At 68.5% G+C, this 16,851-nt stretch carries 14 protein-coding genes; 8 read left to right on the forward strand and 6 right to left on the reverse strand.

Features of this window, described 5'->3' with window-relative positions:
• Positions 1-48: 48 nt before the first annotated feature.
• Positions 49-399, forward strand: coding sequence for a DUF4274 domain-containing protein (locus tag G8760_RS18680; RefSeq protein ID WP_166353961.1), 351 nt, complete (start codon positions 49-51; stop codon positions 397-399).
• Between the two features lie 77 nt (positions 400-476).
• On the opposite strand, the gene sepH is transcribed toward G8760_RS18680, so the two are convergent.
• Both sepH and G8760_RS18690 read right to left on the reverse strand, forming a co-directional pair.
• Positions 477-1,670: a septation protein SepH gene (gene sepH, locus G8760_RS18685; RefSeq protein WP_166353962.1), complete on the reverse strand. Its 1,194-nt coding sequence runs from the start codon at positions 1,668-1,670 to the stop codon at positions 477-479.
• A gap of 135 nt (positions 1,671-1,805) precedes the next feature.
• On the reverse strand, positions 1,806-2,729 hold the full coding sequence (locus G8760_RS18690) for a hypothetical protein (protein WP_166353963.1): 924 nt from the start codon (positions 2,727-2,729) through the stop codon (positions 1,806-1,808).
• 244 nt (positions 2,730-2,973) lie between these two features.
• Here G8760_RS18690 and G8760_RS18695 point away from each other — a divergent pair, with 244 nt between their 5' ends.
• Entirely contained in the window at positions 2,974-4,122 is a 1,149-nt protein-coding gene (locus G8760_RS18695) for a ferrochelatase (protein WP_207782495.1), read from the forward strand.
• 45 nt (positions 4,123-4,167) lie between these two features.
• Positions 4,168-4,983, forward strand: coding sequence for an inositol monophosphatase family protein (locus G8760_RS18700; protein WP_166353964.1), 816 nt, complete (start codon positions 4,168-4,170; stop codon positions 4,981-4,983).
• Between the two features lie 320 nt (positions 4,984-5,303).
• Here G8760_RS18700 and G8760_RS18705 read toward each other — a convergent pair whose 3' ends face one another.
• Positions 5,304-7,172, reverse strand: a complete 1,869-nt coding sequence (locus tag G8760_RS18705; RefSeq protein WP_166353965.1) for an ATP-binding protein — start codon at positions 7,170-7,172, stop codon at positions 5,304-5,306.
• A 122-nt stretch (positions 7,173-7,294) separates the two neighbouring features.
• Here G8760_RS18705 and G8760_RS18710 point away from each other — a divergent pair, with 122 nt between their 5' ends.
• The 5 genes from G8760_RS18710 (at position 7,295) to G8760_RS18730 (ending at position 13,752) form a co-directional block, all read left to right on the forward strand.
• The gene (locus G8760_RS18710; protein WP_166353966.1) at positions 7,295-8,446 is read left to right on the forward strand and encodes a sensor histidine kinase; all 1,152 of its coding nucleotides are present in this window, start codon (positions 7,295-7,297) and stop codon (positions 8,444-8,446) included.
• A complete protein-coding gene (locus G8760_RS18715) occupies positions 8,443-9,108 on the forward strand; it encodes a response regulator (RefSeq protein WP_166353967.1) in 666 nt (221 codons plus the stop codon). The genes G8760_RS18710 and G8760_RS18715 overlap by 4 nt, the downstream gene beginning before the upstream one ends.
• 248 nt (positions 9,109-9,356) lie before the next feature.
• Positions 9,357-11,519, forward strand: coding sequence for an MMPL family transporter (locus G8760_RS18720; RefSeq protein ID WP_166353968.1), 2,163 nt, complete (start codon positions 9,357-9,359; stop codon positions 11,517-11,519).
• A gap of 67 nt (positions 11,520-11,586) precedes the next feature.
• Entirely contained in the window at positions 11,587-12,888 is a 1,302-nt protein-coding gene (locus tag G8760_RS18725) for a cytochrome ubiquinol oxidase subunit I (protein ID WP_166353969.1), read from the forward strand.
• Positions 12,889-12,894: 6 nt separating this feature from the next.
• Positions 12,895-13,752, forward strand: a complete 858-nt coding sequence (locus G8760_RS18730; RefSeq protein ID WP_166353970.1) for a cytochrome d ubiquinol oxidase subunit II — start codon at positions 12,895-12,897, stop codon at positions 13,750-13,752.
• Here G8760_RS18730 and G8760_RS18735 read toward each other — a convergent pair.
• The 3 genes from G8760_RS18735 to msrB form a co-directional block, all read right to left on the reverse strand.
• Positions 13,692-14,933, reverse strand: coding sequence for a sensor histidine kinase (locus tag G8760_RS18735; RefSeq protein WP_166353971.1), 1,242 nt, complete (start codon positions 14,931-14,933; stop codon positions 13,692-13,694). The genes G8760_RS18730 and G8760_RS18735 overlap by 61 nt on opposite strands.
• A 37-nt stretch (positions 14,934-14,970) precedes the next feature.
• The gene (locus G8760_RS18740; protein ID WP_166353972.1) at positions 14,971-15,519 is read right to left on the reverse strand and encodes a winged helix-turn-helix domain-containing protein; all 549 of its coding nucleotides are present in this window, start codon (positions 15,517-15,519) and stop codon (positions 14,971-14,973) included.
• A 100-nt stretch (positions 15,520-15,619) separates the two neighbouring features.
• Complete coding sequence (gene msrB / locus G8760_RS18745; protein WP_166354182.1) at positions 15,620-16,039, reverse strand: peptide-methionine (R)-S-oxide reductase MsrB; 420 nt, start codon at positions 16,037-16,039, stop codon at positions 15,620-15,622.
• Between the last annotated feature and the right edge of the window lie 812 nt (positions 16,040-16,851).

Consider the following 16,851-nt stretch of genomic DNA (forward strand, 5'->3'; position numbering starts at 1 on the left):
CAAGGCGAGGCCCCTGTCGTCTGACGCGATCGTGCTGAAATCGAGCGCATGTGGCCCGAGGAACTCGCGGACGATATCGCTCAAGCAGACAACGCCGAAGAGCTCCACAACATTGCCGTGTTCCTCGAGGATCCCGACCCTCTCGCCCTCGTGCTCGAACACCCGGCCCTGGACGTCGGCACCGCACTGCTCGCCTATTGGAGGCTGAGGCGAGCCGCCATAGTCTGGACAACCGCGGACGCGCTGCTGGAACACGCGGAGCGACTGCTGAGGTCAGGGAAACTCCCCTCGGTCGTGGCCTATGAACCGATCGGTGATCCCCACAATGAAGAACTCATCCGCGCTCCGCGGTGGGGCATCCCAGACGTCCTAATGCGTCCGACTCCGGCCGTCAGCTAGGTGTCGCGCCGTCTTCCTCAGCTACCGCCGAGGATCTGCCTGGTTGGTGCGGCCTCTCAGTGGGTCAATCGTTTGGGTCAATCGTTCTTACGTCGCCCGAACATGATCTCGTCCCAGCTGGGCACACTCGGCCGACGCGAGCGCGACGAGCCGGTACGGCGGGGCGGGGTGGGCGGAGCGTCCTGGGCGGTGGGCGCGAGCTCGTCCGGTGTGTCGTCCGGCGGCTCGTTGTCCTCAACCTCGATGTGGTTGGCGATGTCGCTGAGCCGAAGCCGATCGGTGTTGGTGGTGTCAGCGTCGGCTGGCTCGCTGGGCTCGGTAAGTTCGGCCGGATCGCCGAGCCACGACTCCGACGCCTCACGGCGGCGGCGCTCGGGCCGGCCGTAACGTCCGGTGCGTCGAGAACGCCGCGTGGGATCCAGCGGCGCCACGGGGTCGACGGGGTCGACGGTGTCGGGTGTGTCATCCGTCCGGGTGTCCGGTCCGGATGTGCCCATCGGACCAGTGACAGGTTGAGCGTCGGTGCCGGCGTCGGTGCCGGCGGCGTCGAACGGCAGCGGTTCGGCGTCGGCCACGGTGTCTTCGGCGTCGTCGTCGACGGGCGACTGCACCACCGACAGCCGTGCCGGGCCGGACGGCTCGGGGGCGGCGACGGGTTCGGGTTCGGGCTGCGGTTCAGGCTCCGGGCGGGCCTCGCCGGCGACCACACGAGCATTGATGTCCAGAGGCGACACCGACCGTCCGGACGGGTCGAACGAGAACAGCGCGGAGTGGCCATCGGCGTCGGTAGTGGTGTCCTCGGCCTGCCAGACGCACTGCACCCGCCACCGGCCGTCCTCGGCCCGCCAGGCGTCCCACGTCAGGGTGTCCGGCTGGGCGCCGACCGAGGCCACATGGTCGGCGGCGGCGGCCTCGAGTGTGCGTACCGGGCCTTCGCCAGCGACCCGGCGCATGTTGGATTGCCGGGCACGTTGGGCGATGTGCTCACGTTCGGCCAGCACGGGGCCGGCGAAACGCTCCACCTTCTCCCGCGGCATCGTCGCGGCCGCGGCGACGGAATCAACCGACTCGCCGGCCCGGATCCGGGCCTGGATCTCCCGCGGACGCAGTTGGCTTTCGAGCTGAATATCCAACTGTCCCAACCTCGCTCGGTCGCCTCGAATCGCAGCGTGCACCCGCTCGTCGGCACGCAACGCGTACTGCTCGTCACCGTCGGAGAGGATGAAGTACGCGCCGTCCTCGCTGACCGCGGTCAGGCGAAGCTCGCGCATCGTCTACCTCCCCAACATCACTGTGTCCATCGTCGCTTGTGCGGGACTTTGTACCAAGCCGCCACGCCGGATGGGTGCTGTCTGCCGACGGGCTTGGCCTTCAGCATAGGTGCCGGATACCCCGATAAGGACCACTCACGGGCCCCCATCTCGCTGCCGTAGCTCCAGTTGGAGGTCGATCTCGATCTCCTGGCGCTGCTCGGCGCCGTCACGTTCGACGACCATGGTGGTGCGGGACGTGGTGTGGGTGGCCGCCGCGGCGGCGATGGGGCTGTTGAGGCTGCCGCTGCTATGCCCCGTACCACGGCCCGATCCGCCTATCACGTCGATGGACGTCCCGTTGTCGGCGATGGTGGTGGGCGCGACACCCTGCGTCAGCTCGATGTCGAGCTCGTATTGGTCGCCATCGAGGCTGGTCAGCGTATAGGTGGTCAAGGTGCAGTAGACAACGCCGCCGGACTCGAAGGAGCTGGCGACCTCCCACCGGGCGCCGACCCCCACCGGTTCGGTTGGTAGCGGTGCGGTGAGCGCGGCGAGGTGCCGTTCGGTCTGCTCGACCAGCGACTCCACCTCGGGATCGAGACCGTCGGTGGAGATCCCGCCATCCTGGAACGCGCCGGAGCGGTCGGTCCGGAGCATGCCGGACGCGCCCGGGAGGTCGGCCAGCATCTCGCCGAGCGCCGTCTCGTCGTCATCGGTCGACGCTTGGTCATAGGTGAACGACATGTCGACGGTGTCGTCGGAGACGTCGTCGACGCTGATGAGCAGGCCGAAACTCAGTGGCGGAGCATCGTGATCGGCTCCCGCGCGGCCGTCGATGAGCGCTTCGGTGCCGACGGACATATCGAGGTCGAGTTCGATGACGTCACCTGGTGTGGGGTCCAGCCGCAGCGGGACGGTCGGTTCGGCGCCGGCGTCGAGCAGGGTGAGTTCCACCGGCGCCGCCTCACACGGCAGCGTCGGAAGGTCGTCGTCGTTCGCGTCGTCGCCGCATCCGCTGAGCCCCACGACGAGCACGGCCAGCACAGCCGGCACGGTGAGCGGCATGATCGGGCGCACAGGAGCTTCCGTTCGGTCGAGTGGGCCGGCGACGTGCCCCAAGTTCGTTGCGTCGTGGTTGCGTCGTGGTTGCGTCGTGGTTGCGTCGTGGTTGCGTCGTGGTTACGTCGTGGTTACGTCGTGTTCGTCTCGTCGCCTCGTCCAGCGTAGCGACGCCTCACCCGCCGCTGATGGGTGATACCGGCTGTCCGCTGGAACCCGACCCTGTGTACGGCACCGGCGAGGCACTTGGGAGGATCGGAGGGTGAGCAGTAGTAGAGACGTAGAGGTCAACGGGTCGCGAGTGGCCCCGTACGACGCGTTGCTGGTGGTCTCGTTCGGAGGGCCCGAAGGACAGGACGACGTCATCCCCTTCCTGGAGAACGTCACACGAGGTAAGGACGTGCCTCGTGAACGGCTGGAAGAAGTGGGGGAGCACTATCGCGCGTTCGGCGGCAAAAGCCCCATCAATGATCAGAACCGTGCGTTGGTGGCCAACCTCGAGCACGAGCTCGCCGAGGCAGGGTTGTCCATCCCGGTGTACTGGGGCAACCGCAACTGGCATCCGTATCTGGTCGACGAGATCGCCCGGATGGCCGCCGACGGTATGGGGCGGGTGGCCGCCTTCATCACCAGCGCTTACGACTCCTACTCCGGCTGCCGTCAATACCGGGAGAACCTCGCCGACGCGGTGGCCGAGGTTGGGCCCGGCGCGCCGGTCATCGACCGGCTGCGGCACTGTTTCGACCACCCGGGGTTCATCTCCGCCAACGCCGACAGCGTGGTGGGGGCCTTGGGCGAGCTGTCCGGCGAGGTGGCCCAGCGGGCCCGTCTGGTGTTCGTCACCCACTCCATCCCGGTCGGCATGTCCGAGACGTCCGGACCCAACGGTGGTTCGTACGTCGCTCAGCACGAGGCGGTCGCCCAGGCGGTCACGGAGCAGGTGTCGCAACGGCGCGGGGTCAGGTACGAGTACGACCTCGTCTATTGCTCACGCAGCGGACCTCCCGACATGCCGTGGCTGGAGCCCGACGTCAACGACCACCTGGAGGCGTTGGCGGCCCGCGGTGTCCCGGCCGTCGTGATGGCACCCATCGGGTTCCTCTCCGACCACATGGAGGTCGCCTACGACCTCGACACCGAGGCGATGGAGACGGCCGCGAAGCTGGGGCTTCAGGCGGCCCGCGCGGCCACCGTCGGCACCCACCCGGACTTCGTCGCGGCCGTCATCGACCTCCTGCTGGAGCGGGCTGCGGCGGAACGTGGGGAGGCGGTCACCCGGTCCAGCATCGGAGCGCCCGGTCCCGCCGCCGACGTGTGCCCGGCCACCTGCTGCCCGAACCTGCGCGGCCCCCGGCCCGCCTTGTGCGGCGCGGACGCACCGCCACATCCCAACGCTGCCGACGGACAATAGCCGCCGACGGACAATAGCCGCCGACGGACAATAGAGGAGACCTTCGTGACGGTCGATGTGAAGAGTCTGGTCGAGTTGGGCGTAGCCGCTGCCCGCGAAGCCGGAGAGTTGGCGCGAGAGCGGCGGCAGGCCGTTGAGCGGATGGCGGTGGCCGCCACGAAGTCCACCCCGACCGATGTGGTCACCGAATCCGACACCGCGGCCGAGAAGCTCATCCGGGAGCGCCTGCTGGCGGCCCGGCCGGGCGACGCCGTCCATGGTGAAGAAGGTGGGCACAGCGCGGGTGACTCAGGTGTGGTGTGGGTGGTCGACCCCATCGACGGCACGGTCAACTACCTGTACGGCATCCCGCAGTATTCGGTGTCGATCGCCGCGCAGGTCGACGGTGTCGTGGAGGCGGGCGTCGTCCACAATCCGGTGAGCGGCGAGACCTGGACGGCGATGCGCGGGTCGGGTGCGCTGCTGGATGGCGAGCCCATCCGGGTATCCGGCTGCACTGATCTGGGGCTGGCGCTCGTGGGCACCGGCTTCGGCTACGACGCGCAGCGCCGGGCTCGCCAGGCGGCCGTGCTGGCCGAGGTGGTGCCAAGGGTCCGGGATATCCGCCGGGGTGGCTCAGCCGCCTTGGACCTGTGCTGGGTGGCGTGTGGTCGGATGGACGCTTACTACGAGCGGGGACTGAACCCGTGGGACCGAGCCGCCGGTGGTTTGATCGCGGAGGAGGCCGGAGCCGTGGTTAGCGGGCTCCACGGCCGGCCGCCCGGCGAGGCCATGACCCTGGCGGTCAGCCCGGGTATCGAGGCCGACCTGCGAGCACTGTTGGAGCGGCTGGGTGCCGACCGCGACCCCCAACTCCCGTGATCATTGGCTTTTGACTACCGAATTCGGTAGTCAAAAGCCAATGATCACGGGAGGAAGGGGAGTTGTGGATCTTGTCAGGGCGATGTCAGGGTCATGTCGCTGGGCGATCAGGTGCATGATCCACAACGCTTAGGTGCGCAGGATGCAGCGCCGCTGGACACCGATCCGCGACCAGCGGCCGCCGAAGTCCGGCACATCAGGTCCGGGCCGGTCGCGCCCATCCGGGGGGCATGGGTGCCACCGGCCCGGCTTGTGTTCGGGCGCCGGCATGGATCGCCCCAGAGTCGGTCGGCGCCCGGACTCGCCGAACGCCCAGCGCCTCAGCTGGGCCACTGCTCGGGCGGAGTGGGTGGTGTGGGCGGTGTGGGTGGCGTGGGCGGTGTGCCGCCGTGGACGTCATGCAGATAGCGTCGCGCCGCACGGACCCCCTCCTCGTCGCCGGCGTTCTGGTACAGCTCGAGTGCCGCCGTCAGGTGGGTGAGGGCCCCGGTAGGGTCGCCATCGAGAAGGGCCAGGTGGCCAGCGCCGAGGTGAGCCGCAGCCCGGTCCGTGTCGGGGGTCGGGCCTGTGTCGGGGGTCGGGCCTGTGTCGACGCGATCCGCCGGCTCTGGGCCGTCAGCACCAGCCGGATCGGCCGTGGCCGCCAGGGCAGCCTCCAGCCAGGCTCGACCGGCCGCGTAGTGCCCGCGCCACCGGCAGTATGGGTACAAAGCGCCGGTGAGCCGTATCGCGGCGCGGCGTCGGGGTTGGGCCAGCGCACGATCGACGGCTATCCGCACGTTGTCTATCTCGGTGTCGATCCAGGTCAGCCACCTCGTACGATCGACGGCGTCGGCTGACGAGCCGTCATGGGCGACCGCCCGTAGGAAGTGGTCCACGTGTGCGTGTTCGGCGGTGTCGGTCAGACCGAATTCGGCCAGCCGCTCGGCTGCGTGCTCCCGGATGACGTCGAACATGTGATACCGGGCGGCGGAGCCGTCATGCCGCACGACGATGAGCGATTTGTCGGCCAGTCGACCGGTGATGTCCACCACTCTCGCCCACGACGGGTCAGGGGCCAGTGCGGTCCACACGTCGTATGCCGCGGGCATGGTCCATCCCGCGGAGAACACCGACATCGCGGCGAAGAAGTGTTGTTCTTCGTTGTCGAGCAGGTCGAAACTCCAGCCGATGGTGGCCCGAAGGGTGCGCTGGCGCGGCGGAGCGGTCCGTGAGCCGGACGTGAGGATCCGGAACGACGATGCCAGCTCGGCCGAGATCTGCTCCACGGTAAGGATCCGAACCCGCGCGGCGGCCATCTCGATCGCTAGCGGGATGCCGTCGAGCCGGTGGCAGATCTGGCCGACGTGTGCCTGCCCGTCGGCATCCAGTTGTACCCCGTGGGCTCGGGCCCTGGCTTTGAACAGCCGGGTCGCGTCGGGGACGGGCAGCGGGTGGACGACGTTGATGACCTCGCCCGGAACCCGGAGCAGTTCGCGGCTGGTGGCGAGGATACTCAGGGCCGGGCAGCGCCGTAACAGGGCGGCGCACAGCGCAGCGGCGTCGTCGACCACATGCTCGCAGTTGTCCAGAATGAGCAGGGTGCGGCGTTTCCCGAGTTGGTCGGCGAGTTGGTCCACACCGGCCGGAGCCGCCGGCTCCGGTCCGCCGACCACGGCCGCCACCGCGCTGGCCACGTCGGCCCGCGGCTCCGACGCCGGCTCGGGAGTGCCCACCAGCGACACCCAGTGGACGCCGCCGGGAAAGGTCGGACGAAGTGTCGACGCGGCCTCGTTCGCCAGCCTGGTCTTCCCGACGCCGCCCGGCCCGATCAGCGTGATCATCCGGCCGTCGGCCGCGGTGAGCAGCCTGGTCAGGGTGGCCAGCTCGCCGGCTCGGCCAACGAGTTCGTCCGGACCGGCCTGAGACCGTCCCCGGGTTAGCCCGCCCATCGGGCGTTGGCTGGGGACCGACTCAGCCTCCGCCGAGGTTCTGGAGGCTTCGATGAAGGCGCTGCGGCCGGCACCGTCCAATCCGAGCGCGTCGGCGAGCAGCCGGACGGTCAGCGGCCGCGGGGCCCGGCGCCGGCCACGCTCCAGTGCGGCGATGGCGTCGCCACTGAGGCCGGCCCGCTGGGCGAGTTCTTCCTGCGACAAGCCGGCAGCATGCCGATACTGCCTGAGCAACGCGGCGAACTCAGTCGGCGGCATTCGCACATCTAAATCCCGATCTGGCGGTGTTGTCCAGTCGGCGGGTAAATGACTGCCCCCTTGACTTTTCGGCCGCCAGGTCAAAGGGTCAGTCGCGGCCGGTCGACGTATGCTGTCCGGTTGTGAGCGACGACGGGCCCCATCAACCCCGACCGTGGTCCGGACGGGCCGGCGACACGTGGCTGACCCTCGCCACCGCGCTGTTGGTCATCGGGGGCACCGCCGTGACCGGGGCTAATGACGTCTCGGTGGTCGGTTGGATACTGATGGCGGCCGCCTCCGCGGCGGTGTTCTTCCGGCGTGACTATCCGATAGCCGTAGCCGTGTTCACCTTGGTGACCTCCGCTATCTACCTCGTTATGCCAGATCGCGACGGCCCGATCATCGTGGCGTTCGCCATCGCCCTCTACACCGTGATGGCGGCCGGACGGTTCGCCGCCGGCATCCTCATCGGTGCCACGGCCGTGGTGGCCGCCTTCTATGGCGAATACGCGACGGACACGGAGAACCTCGGCGATCTCGGTGTCGTGTTCTTCGCGAGCTGGCTGGTGTCGGTGATGGCGATCGGTGGTGCCATCCACAGCCGCCGTGCCTACCTGCGGGAGATGGAACAGGCTCGCGAGGAGGAAGTGCGTCGGCGCACCACCGAAGAACGCCTGCGTATCGCCCACGAAGTGCATGACGTGCTCGGTCACACCATCTCTCTGATCAACGTCCAGGCCAGCGCGGCACTGCACCGGTTGCCAAAAGATCCCGGCCAGGCCACCGAGGCGTTGTCGACGATTAAGGCCAGCAGCCATGAGGCGCTGCGGGAACTACGCTCCACCCTCGGTGGTTTGCGGGACGTCGACGGCGCGGCTCCTATGGCACCGGCTCCGACCCTCGGCCGGGTCGGGGAACTCGTCGACCGGACCAGCTCGGCCGACCTGTCCGTCGCCCTGGAGGTCGAGGGGGCACCGCGGGAGCTGACACCCGCAGTGGATCTGGCAGGCTATCGGATCGTGCAGGAGGCCTTGACGAACGTGACCCGGCATTCCGGTGCCCGTGCGGCGAATGTCCGGATCGCGTATGGCGACGACACCGTCCGGGTGGAGATCACCGACGACGGTTCCGGTGCCACCCCCGACGCCGGCGACGGTGATGGCTGGCAGGGGAGCGGCATCATCGGCATGCGGGAGCGGGCTGATTCGGTGGGTGGTGAGCTCAGCGCGGGACCGTCCCCCGACGGCGGGTTCGTGGTGCGCGCCCGGCTGCCGATCGGAGGTGTCCGGTGATCCGCGTCTTGCTCGCCGACGACCAACGGCTGGTCCGCGCCGGGTTCGGGTCGATTCTCGATGGTGAGGATGACATCACCGTCGTCGCGGAGGCCGCCGACGGCCAGGAGGCGATGGACCTGACCCGTGAGTTACGCCCGGACGTCGTCCTGATGGATATCCGGATGCCGGGCACCGATGGCCTGGAGGCCACTCGACAGATCGTGGCCGACCCCGAGCTGGCCGCGGTGCGGGTGGTGATCCTGACGACGTTCGACCTCGACGATTACGTCTACGGCGCACTCCGCGCCGGGGCCAGCGGATTCATGGTCAAAGACACCGAGCCGTTGGAGCTGATCCACGCGGTCCGCGTAGCCGCTCGTGGCGACGCCCTGATCGCGCCGTCGGTCACCCGCCGGCTCATCTCCGAGCTGGCCGGCCGGGCCGCTCGGCCAGAACCCAACCCGCGACTCGACGCCCTGACCGACCGCGAGCGCGAGGTTACGGTGCTCGTCGCGGCGGGAATGTCCAACGACGAGATCGCCGAGCAGCTGGTGTTGAGCCCGGCCACCGCGAAGACCCACGTCAGCCGGATCATGACCAAGCTGCAGGTCCGCGACCGGGCCCAACTGGTGGTCCAGGCCTACGAGTCCGGCCTCGTCACCCCTGGCTGGCTGGACTGACCGGCGCGCCGTCGTAGGTGGGTTCACCGGCCCGCGGACGCTACCAGCGTGGTACGCCGCGGCGGCCGCCCACAACCAGGGGTGTAGAGCAGGTGTCACCCCACGGCCGACGACGTGACCTGCACTTTCGTCAGATCCTGGAGTGTATTCACTCCTGAGACGAAAGAGGTCGGACGACGGTGGCACCCACGCCAGAAACTCCGGAACCGGTAGACCGGGACAGGCCGCTATCGCAACCAGCCAGCCGCATGCAGCGCCTGGCCGGGTGGTCGCAGCGGCGCCGCTGGCTGGCGCTGGCCCTCTGGGTGCTGGTGCTGGTGGGCGTCACCGCGGTGTCCCAGGGCATCGGCAACGACTATTACGACGACCACACCTTGCCGGGCACCGAGTCGCAAGAGCTCAGCGACATGCTCGCCGAGCACGCCCCGGCGCAGGCCGGCGACTCGATCCAGATCGTCCTCCACGATCCCGACGGGGTCGACGCCCCTGCGGTGCAGGAGCGGGTGGCGACGATGCTAGACGACGTGTCGGCGCTGCCACACGTCGTCGGGTTCACCGGCCCGTACGAGTCGGCACACACGATCTCCGACGACGCCACGATCGGCTACGCCACCGTCGCGCTCGACGGCGGCGCCACCGACGTCCCGCGGGATGCCGTCGAAGACATCATCGACACCGCACACGCGGCGGCCGGCGACGGGCTGCGGGTCGAGCTCAGCGGCGACGCGGTCCGCGGTGCGGAGGAGGCCGAAGGGGGAGCGGCGGAGGGGGCCGGGATCCTGGCGGCCCTGGTGATCCTCGTCTTCATGTTCGGCTCGTTCCTCGCGGCGACGCTGCCGGTGATCACGGCGATCTTCGCGGTGGGCAGCACTCTCGGCGTGATCGCGCTGATGTCCAACCTGACCACCATCGCCAGCTACACCCCACCGCTGATGATGCTGGTAGGCCTCGGGGTGGGCATCGACTACGCACTGCTGATCTTCGCCCGTTACCGCAGCGAGCTGTTGCGCGGGTCCGACCGCCACCAGGCCGCGAGGACGGCCTTGGACACAGCCGGCCGGGCGGTGATCTTCGCCGGGGTGACGGTCGTGTTCGCGCTGCTCGGGCTGTTCGCGCTCGGCCTCGGTGCCCTCCAGGGAGTGGCGCTGGCCGTCGCGCTCACCGTGCTGGTCACTATGGTGGCCTCGCTGACGTTGCTGCCGTCGTTGCTGACCGTGTTCGGCCGCCGGATCGAACGACGCATCACCCGGCACGCCGCCCGCACCAAACGTGGTGAGGGGGAGGGGGAGGGGGAATGGTGGCGACGGCTCGCCGACGGTGTGGCGCGCCGCCCATGGCCACCGGTGGCCATTGCTCTGGTGCTGCTGGCAGCGCTGTCGGTGCCGATGCTCGGTATGCGGCTCGGGTTCGCCGACGCCGGCAACGACGCGGAGACCACCACCAGCCGGCAGGCCTACGACCTGCTCGCCGAGGGGTTCGGCCCGGGCGTGAACGGGCCGCTGTTCGTCCTCACCGACGGGGTGGCCGAGCAGCACGCCGGGGTGGTGCAGCAGACCCTCGCCGCTACCCCCGGGGTGGCCAGCGTGTCGCCGCCTCAGCCGATTCCGGACAGCGACCTCACCACCATGATGGTGATTCCCGACAGCGCACCCCAGGATGAGGCCACCAGCGATCTGGTCGCGGACCTACGCGGCGATGTCCTGCCGGAGCTGACCGGGCAGACCGGCGGCACCTACCTGGTGGGTGGCTCCACCGCGGCAGCCGACGACTTCTCAGCCGCCATCAGCGACCGGATGCCGCTGTTCCTCCTCGTTGTCGTTGGGCTGTCATCGCTGTTGCTCATGGCGGTGTTCCGGTCCGTTCTCATTCCGTTGAAGGCAGCCCTGCTGAACCTGCTCGTCATCAGCGCCGCACTCGGTGTCGTGACCATGGTGTTCGGCGAAGGAATGTTCGGTGTCGCCGCTGGCCCGGTCGAAGCGTTCGTGCCAGTGATGATCTTCGCGATCGTGTTCGGCCTGTCGATGGACTACGAGGTATTCCTGGTCTCGCGGATGCACGAGGAATGGCGCCGGACCGGCGACGCGCGCCTGGCCATGCGGGAGGGCCTGGCGCGGACCGGCGGCGTGATCACGGCGGCGGCCGCCATCATGATCGTGGTCTTCGGCGCCTTCATGCTGAGCCCGGACCGGATGTTGCAACAGTTCGGTCTCGGCCTGGCGGTCGCGGTCTTCCTCGACGCCATCGTCGTCCGGTGCCTCGTCGTTCCCGCCGTCATGCGGCTGTTCGGCACGAAGGCCTGGTGGCTGCCGCGCTGGTTGGACCGCATCTTGCCGGAGATCCCGATCGAACGTGCTGAGACCACCGCGCCGTCGGCGCCCGCCACCGCACCGGTCGGGGAAGGTGTTCGATGAGGGCACGCCGGACCGGTGGGAGAACGCTGGAAGGTCCTGCGGCGCCGCGAGCGGTGGTAGCTGACCGATGACTCCTGAAACCGTCGAGCTGGCCCGCCTCCAGTTCGCGTTGACCGCGGGGATTCACTTCCTCTTCGTGGCGTTGACCCTCGGGTTAGCGACGACGGTGGCCTGCCTTCAGCTTCGGGCCACCGTCACCCGGAGCCCACTCCACACCCACATGGTGCGATTCTGGGGGCAGCTCTACGTCATCAACTACGCCATGGGTATCGTCACCGGACTGGTGATGGAACTCCAGTTCGGCCTGAGCTGGAGCGGGCTCACCCACTTCGCCGGGAACCTCTTCGGCGCCGCGCTCGCGATGGAGACCCTGGTCGCGTTCTTCATCGAGTCCACGTTCCTCGGCCTGTGGATCTTCGGTTGGGGCCGGATGAACCGGTGGCTCCACCTAGGTGTGATCTGGGTGGTCACCCTGACCGCCTACGCGTCGGCGTACTGGATCCTGGTGGCCAACGGCTTCATGCAGAACCCGACCGGTGCGGCGCTCGACGGCGACACCCTGGTGCTGACCGATCTGAGCGCTCTGCTGACCAATCCGAGCACACTCACCGCGTTCGGGCACATCGCCGGTGGTGCCCTCCTGACCAGCGGCTTCTTCGTAGCCGGGGTGAGCGCCTATCACCTGCGTCGGCGGACCGAACAGCGGGAGTTCTTCGGGCGCTCGCTGCGGATCGGGGTGTACACGTCGGTACCCGCCCTGTTCCTGGCGGTGGCGACCGGCGGCCTCCAGTTCGGCCACCTCGAGGGCACCCAGCCGATGAAACTGGCGGTGTTCGCCATGGACGGCGACGAGATAGACGCACTCCAAGCGGCGATGATCGAGCAGTTCGGTGCGGGCGACTACACCCCACCGGGCCTGGCCCGGGCGGCAGGGTTGGTGATGCTCGTGGTCTTCGCCGCGATGTTCTGGATCCTGCTCGTCGGCGCCCTACTGGCCATATCCAGGAAGGTGATCGTCCGGTTCCGCCTCTGGCACGTCGTCCTGATGGCTGCGATGCCGTTGCCGTACGTCGCGATGATTTCGGGTTGGGTCTTCCGGGAGGTCGGCCGACAACCGTGGGTCGTGTACGAGATGTTAACCGTCGACGACGCCGTCTCGGACATCTCCGACACCGCGATGCGTGCGTCGCTGATCACCTTCACCACCCTGTTCGGCGTTCTCGTCGCCGTGACGATCTGGCTGATGGCCCGGCACGCCCGCCGCGGCCCGGACGCCGTGACGCTGGGGGCCGGCGAGCTGGGTGGCGACACGTCATCCAGGCCAGCGCGCGACCCGTCCGAGGCCATCTTGACCTTCGTAGGGAGGTGAGCACAGATGGAGATACTGGCCATCGCCATCCTGGGTTTCTACGCCATCGGGTATTTCGTGCTGGGTGGTGCGGACATCGGCGCGGGTATGCTGCTGCCGATTCTGGCTCGCACCCGCGGCGAGCGGCAGCGGGTGGTGGCGACCATCGTGCCGTACTTCCTGACCAACGAGGTGTGGCTGGTCGCGGCCGCCGGTGTCTTGATCGGATTGTTCCCGGTGGTCGAAGGTGACCTGCTGACCGGCCTGTTTCCGCTGGTGTGTGCCCTGCTGGTGGGGTGGGTGAGCCGGGACGCCGGGGTGTGGTTCCGGGGCCGCGTCGACGGCGACGGCCGTGGTGCCCGGGTGTGGAGAGCCACCTGCGACGCCACCATCTGTGCAGGAAGCTGGATCGTGGCCGGTGCCTGGGCGTGGATTCTCGCGGGCCTGCTCGCTGGTGAGACCGACCACGTCGTGACGGACCCGACGGTCGTCGTGGCGATCGGCGCGGTGTTGTCCGTCTTCGCGCTGCACGGGCTGGCGTTCGTCGGGCTCCGGAGCAGCGGCGACCTGCGGCGACGGTCGATGCGATGGTTCGGTTCGTCGGGGGAGCGGCGGATGTTCGTCGTGACGGGGGCGATCGTGGCAGGCTTGGTTATCGCCGCCGGATCGAACATCCCGCTCACCGCGGCGGCCGCGGACCGGGCCACCCTCGACTGGCTGGTGCCGGCGATCCTGATGGTGACGCCGGTGCTACTGGCCGCACAGATGTGGGCATGGCGGCTGTTCAGGCATCGGATACCCAGTCATCGGATACCCAGTGGACATCACTCCGGCCAGGGCAGCTCAGCGGTCAGGGTGAAGCCGAGGTCGGACGTGGGACCGTAAGACAACGCACCACCGGCCAAAGCAGTCCGCTCGGCCAACCCGACCAGGCCGGTACTGGAGCCAGGGATAGACGCCTGCGGTCCAACCGGCCCGGCGGGCGGGCCGTTGCGCACGTGTACCGTCAACACCCCACCGGCAGAGCCGGCCAAGGCAACGGCCACCGCGGCGCCCGCGGCGTGTTTCCGGGCGTTCGTCAGCCCTTCCTGCACGACGCGGTAGGCGCACCGGGAGACGGCGGTCGGCAGCGGCTGGTCGCCGTCGCGCCAGTCATCGAAGGTGACGCTGGCGCCGGCCCGCCGAGAATCGTCCAGCAGGGCTGGAAGATCGTCCAGGTCCGAACCGACCTCGTCGGGACTATGGCCGGTCGGCGCGCGCAATACGCCGATCACCTCGCGTAGGTCACGTAAGGCCTGGTGGGCACTCTCCCGGATGACATCGGAGACCTGTTCGATGTCGTGGCGGCTGGCGTCGCGCCGGTGGATGAGTGCGTTCGCGTGCACGCTGAGCAGCGACAACCGATGCGCCAACACATCATGCATCTCGCGGGCGATCCGCTGCCGCTCGCGTTGCCGTGCCTGATCAACCCTGAGGTGAGCCTCGGCCTCGGCCTGGCGGGCGCGTTCACGGAGCGACACGAGCAGCTGTCGGCGGGCCCGGATGAACATCCCCCACACCGCGGCGATGACGATCACCAACGCCGAGAACACCATCGACACGGTCCAGGACTCGTTCGGTGACGGAAACAGCCAGAAGTGCACCCCGCCGACGAGGATGTTGGCCGCGGCGATCGCGACGGCCGGCGGGTAAGGACGGTGAACGGCGACAGTGAAGATCAAGATCAGTTGGGCGCCACCGATCGACGCTGCGAACACCGACACCGCGGTGGCGGCGACCGCCAAATGCACCGGCCAGCGGCGCCGGAACCACAGAGCCACCACACCCAGCACCCCGACGGCGACATCCACGGCCCGGAACGTGGTGAACCCGTCGTCGGCGTTCACCCGTTCGACAACACTCACCAGGCCAACCGCAACAGCGATGAGCGTGCACAAGACGTCGACCAACCAGTCGCGGGCCGAGCGCCCGTGCTGCGGGCCGGCAGCCCGGTCAGCGGTGAGGAAAGCAGGAAGCAAGCTGGGCAATTCCGGATGGGGCCGGTTGGATGAGGAGGTGGTGGCCACGGGCACACGTTAGCGAAGTGGGCGCGACAATGCGGACTCAGCGGCGGACGTACGTACCTTTGGCCGGCAACGTCCAGATGAGCTGGCGGTCCCGCAGCTCGGCGGCAACCCGCCGGACGGTGCCGATGGAGACACCATACTGGCGGGCCAAATGGCGTTCCGCCGGAAGTTGACTGCCTGGTTCGAGATCATGAGCCTCGATTCGGGCAGCAAGGTGGTCGGCGAGGCGTAAGTAGACATAACCTCCGTCGCGCGTGTCGGGATCGAACTCGGGGATACGTGGGGTGTGGGTGGGTGGGTGTCGGGATTCGGTGCCAGACCGGCGCGACTCGGTGGCTGGCCGGGCAGGTGCGGCGGCCCGGCGCTGCGACGGGTGCGGCGGCTGACCCGGCGCGCCCCGCTCAGCCGCCCAGGGATCGGTGGGGTCGATCCCGGCGGCGAGCAGCGCCTGTTCGGCCGCGGCGGATGCGGCCACATCGACCTGGCGGCGAGCGAGCAGCGAGATGTCCGGCGTCTCAGACGTCGCGCCGGGAGCACGCGAGACCTCGACCAGCGCGGACTGCAAAGAGCGTTCAGAGTCCGACATGACGACGATGCTAACCCAACGTAAAACGCTAAACAAGCAGGTCAGGCGTCTAGTCCGGGGTTGACGCCGGGGTTGGTGCTGGCTCGACGCCGCGGGGCGATCAGGCGTCGGATGTGGGGGCGTCCACCCGGCGCAAAGCCACGCCGTTGATGCAGTAACGCTGGTCGGTAGGGGTAGGGAATCCCTCACCGGTGAACACATGCCCGAGGTGTGAGCCGCAGCGGCCGCATCGAACCTCGGTGCGCACCTGGCCAAGAGTGCGGTCTTCGACGTACTCGACTCGGTCCTCGGCCAGCGGGGCGTAGAACGCCGGCCAGCCGCAGCGGGCGTCGAACTTCGTCTCGCTTCGGAACAACTCGGCACCGCAGCCCCGGCATTGATACACGTAGGGACGATCGTCCAGATGCTCCAACGGGCTGGAGCCGGGCCGCTCAGTGCCAGCCTCGCGTAACACGTGATATTCCTCGGGCGAGAGTTCGGCCTGCCATTGCTCGTCGCTCTTCTCCACGTCGTAGGGCATACCTTCGACTCTAGCGCCCAGCGCAGCGTTGCCACCGTGACGGCGTACGTCGTCCACGCCCCACCCCGGCCCGGCGCGGGTTTCACCGCCGCCCCCGTTGCGCACCTGATCTCCGTTTTGTCACCTGATCGTTCTTGTGGCGACGATCAGGTGCACGGCGGATGGCGTTTACCCTGCTCAACGGCCCGTTGGCGCATGCGACCTCGTCTCAGGATATGGGCGAGCCGTGGATCAGATGCACGGTCGCGCCTCGTGGGGCGGGTTATGCATCTGATCGTCAGAGCGGCTGCCGCCTTCGCCAGCTCGGGCGTCGGGTTGGACGCCCAGTCCGGCGGCACCCGTCCTCAGCTGACCGCCACAAGCTTCCTTGCGGCACGCTGCCGTGTGCAGTAAGCCTCCTTGTTGTTGCCCTGGTGACAGTAAGCCTCCTTGTGCCCGGGGCGGGGGCCGCAGTAAACCTCCTTGTTGTGGCCTGGACGGCGACACGTTTCCCCTGCGGTGCGGGCCGCGCCGGCGTGCCCCGGCACTTCGCTACCGCCAGATGGGGTTGAGGGCCGGAATCGGGTGTTAACGCCATCTGGCGGTAGCGAAGTGCGCTATGCCGTACCGGGATCTGGCGATCATCCGGCTCATACACCGCCACAGCGCCGCGTTCGCCGTCGTCGCACAGCCCGACGGCCGTATTTCGCCTGACAGCAATCCCAGCCAGCACCACCAGCCCCAAAACGCACAGATCGTTTTCGCGGGGACGATCAGGTGCGGAAACGGAGATCAGGTGCGGAAACGGAGATCAGGTGCGGAAACGGGGTGGG

This window comes from Phytoactinopolyspora limicola (assembly GCF_011320225.1).
In the GTDB taxonomy this organism is placed as follows: Bacteria; Actinomycetota; Actinomycetes; order Jiangellales; family Jiangellaceae; genus Phytoactinopolyspora; species Phytoactinopolyspora limicola.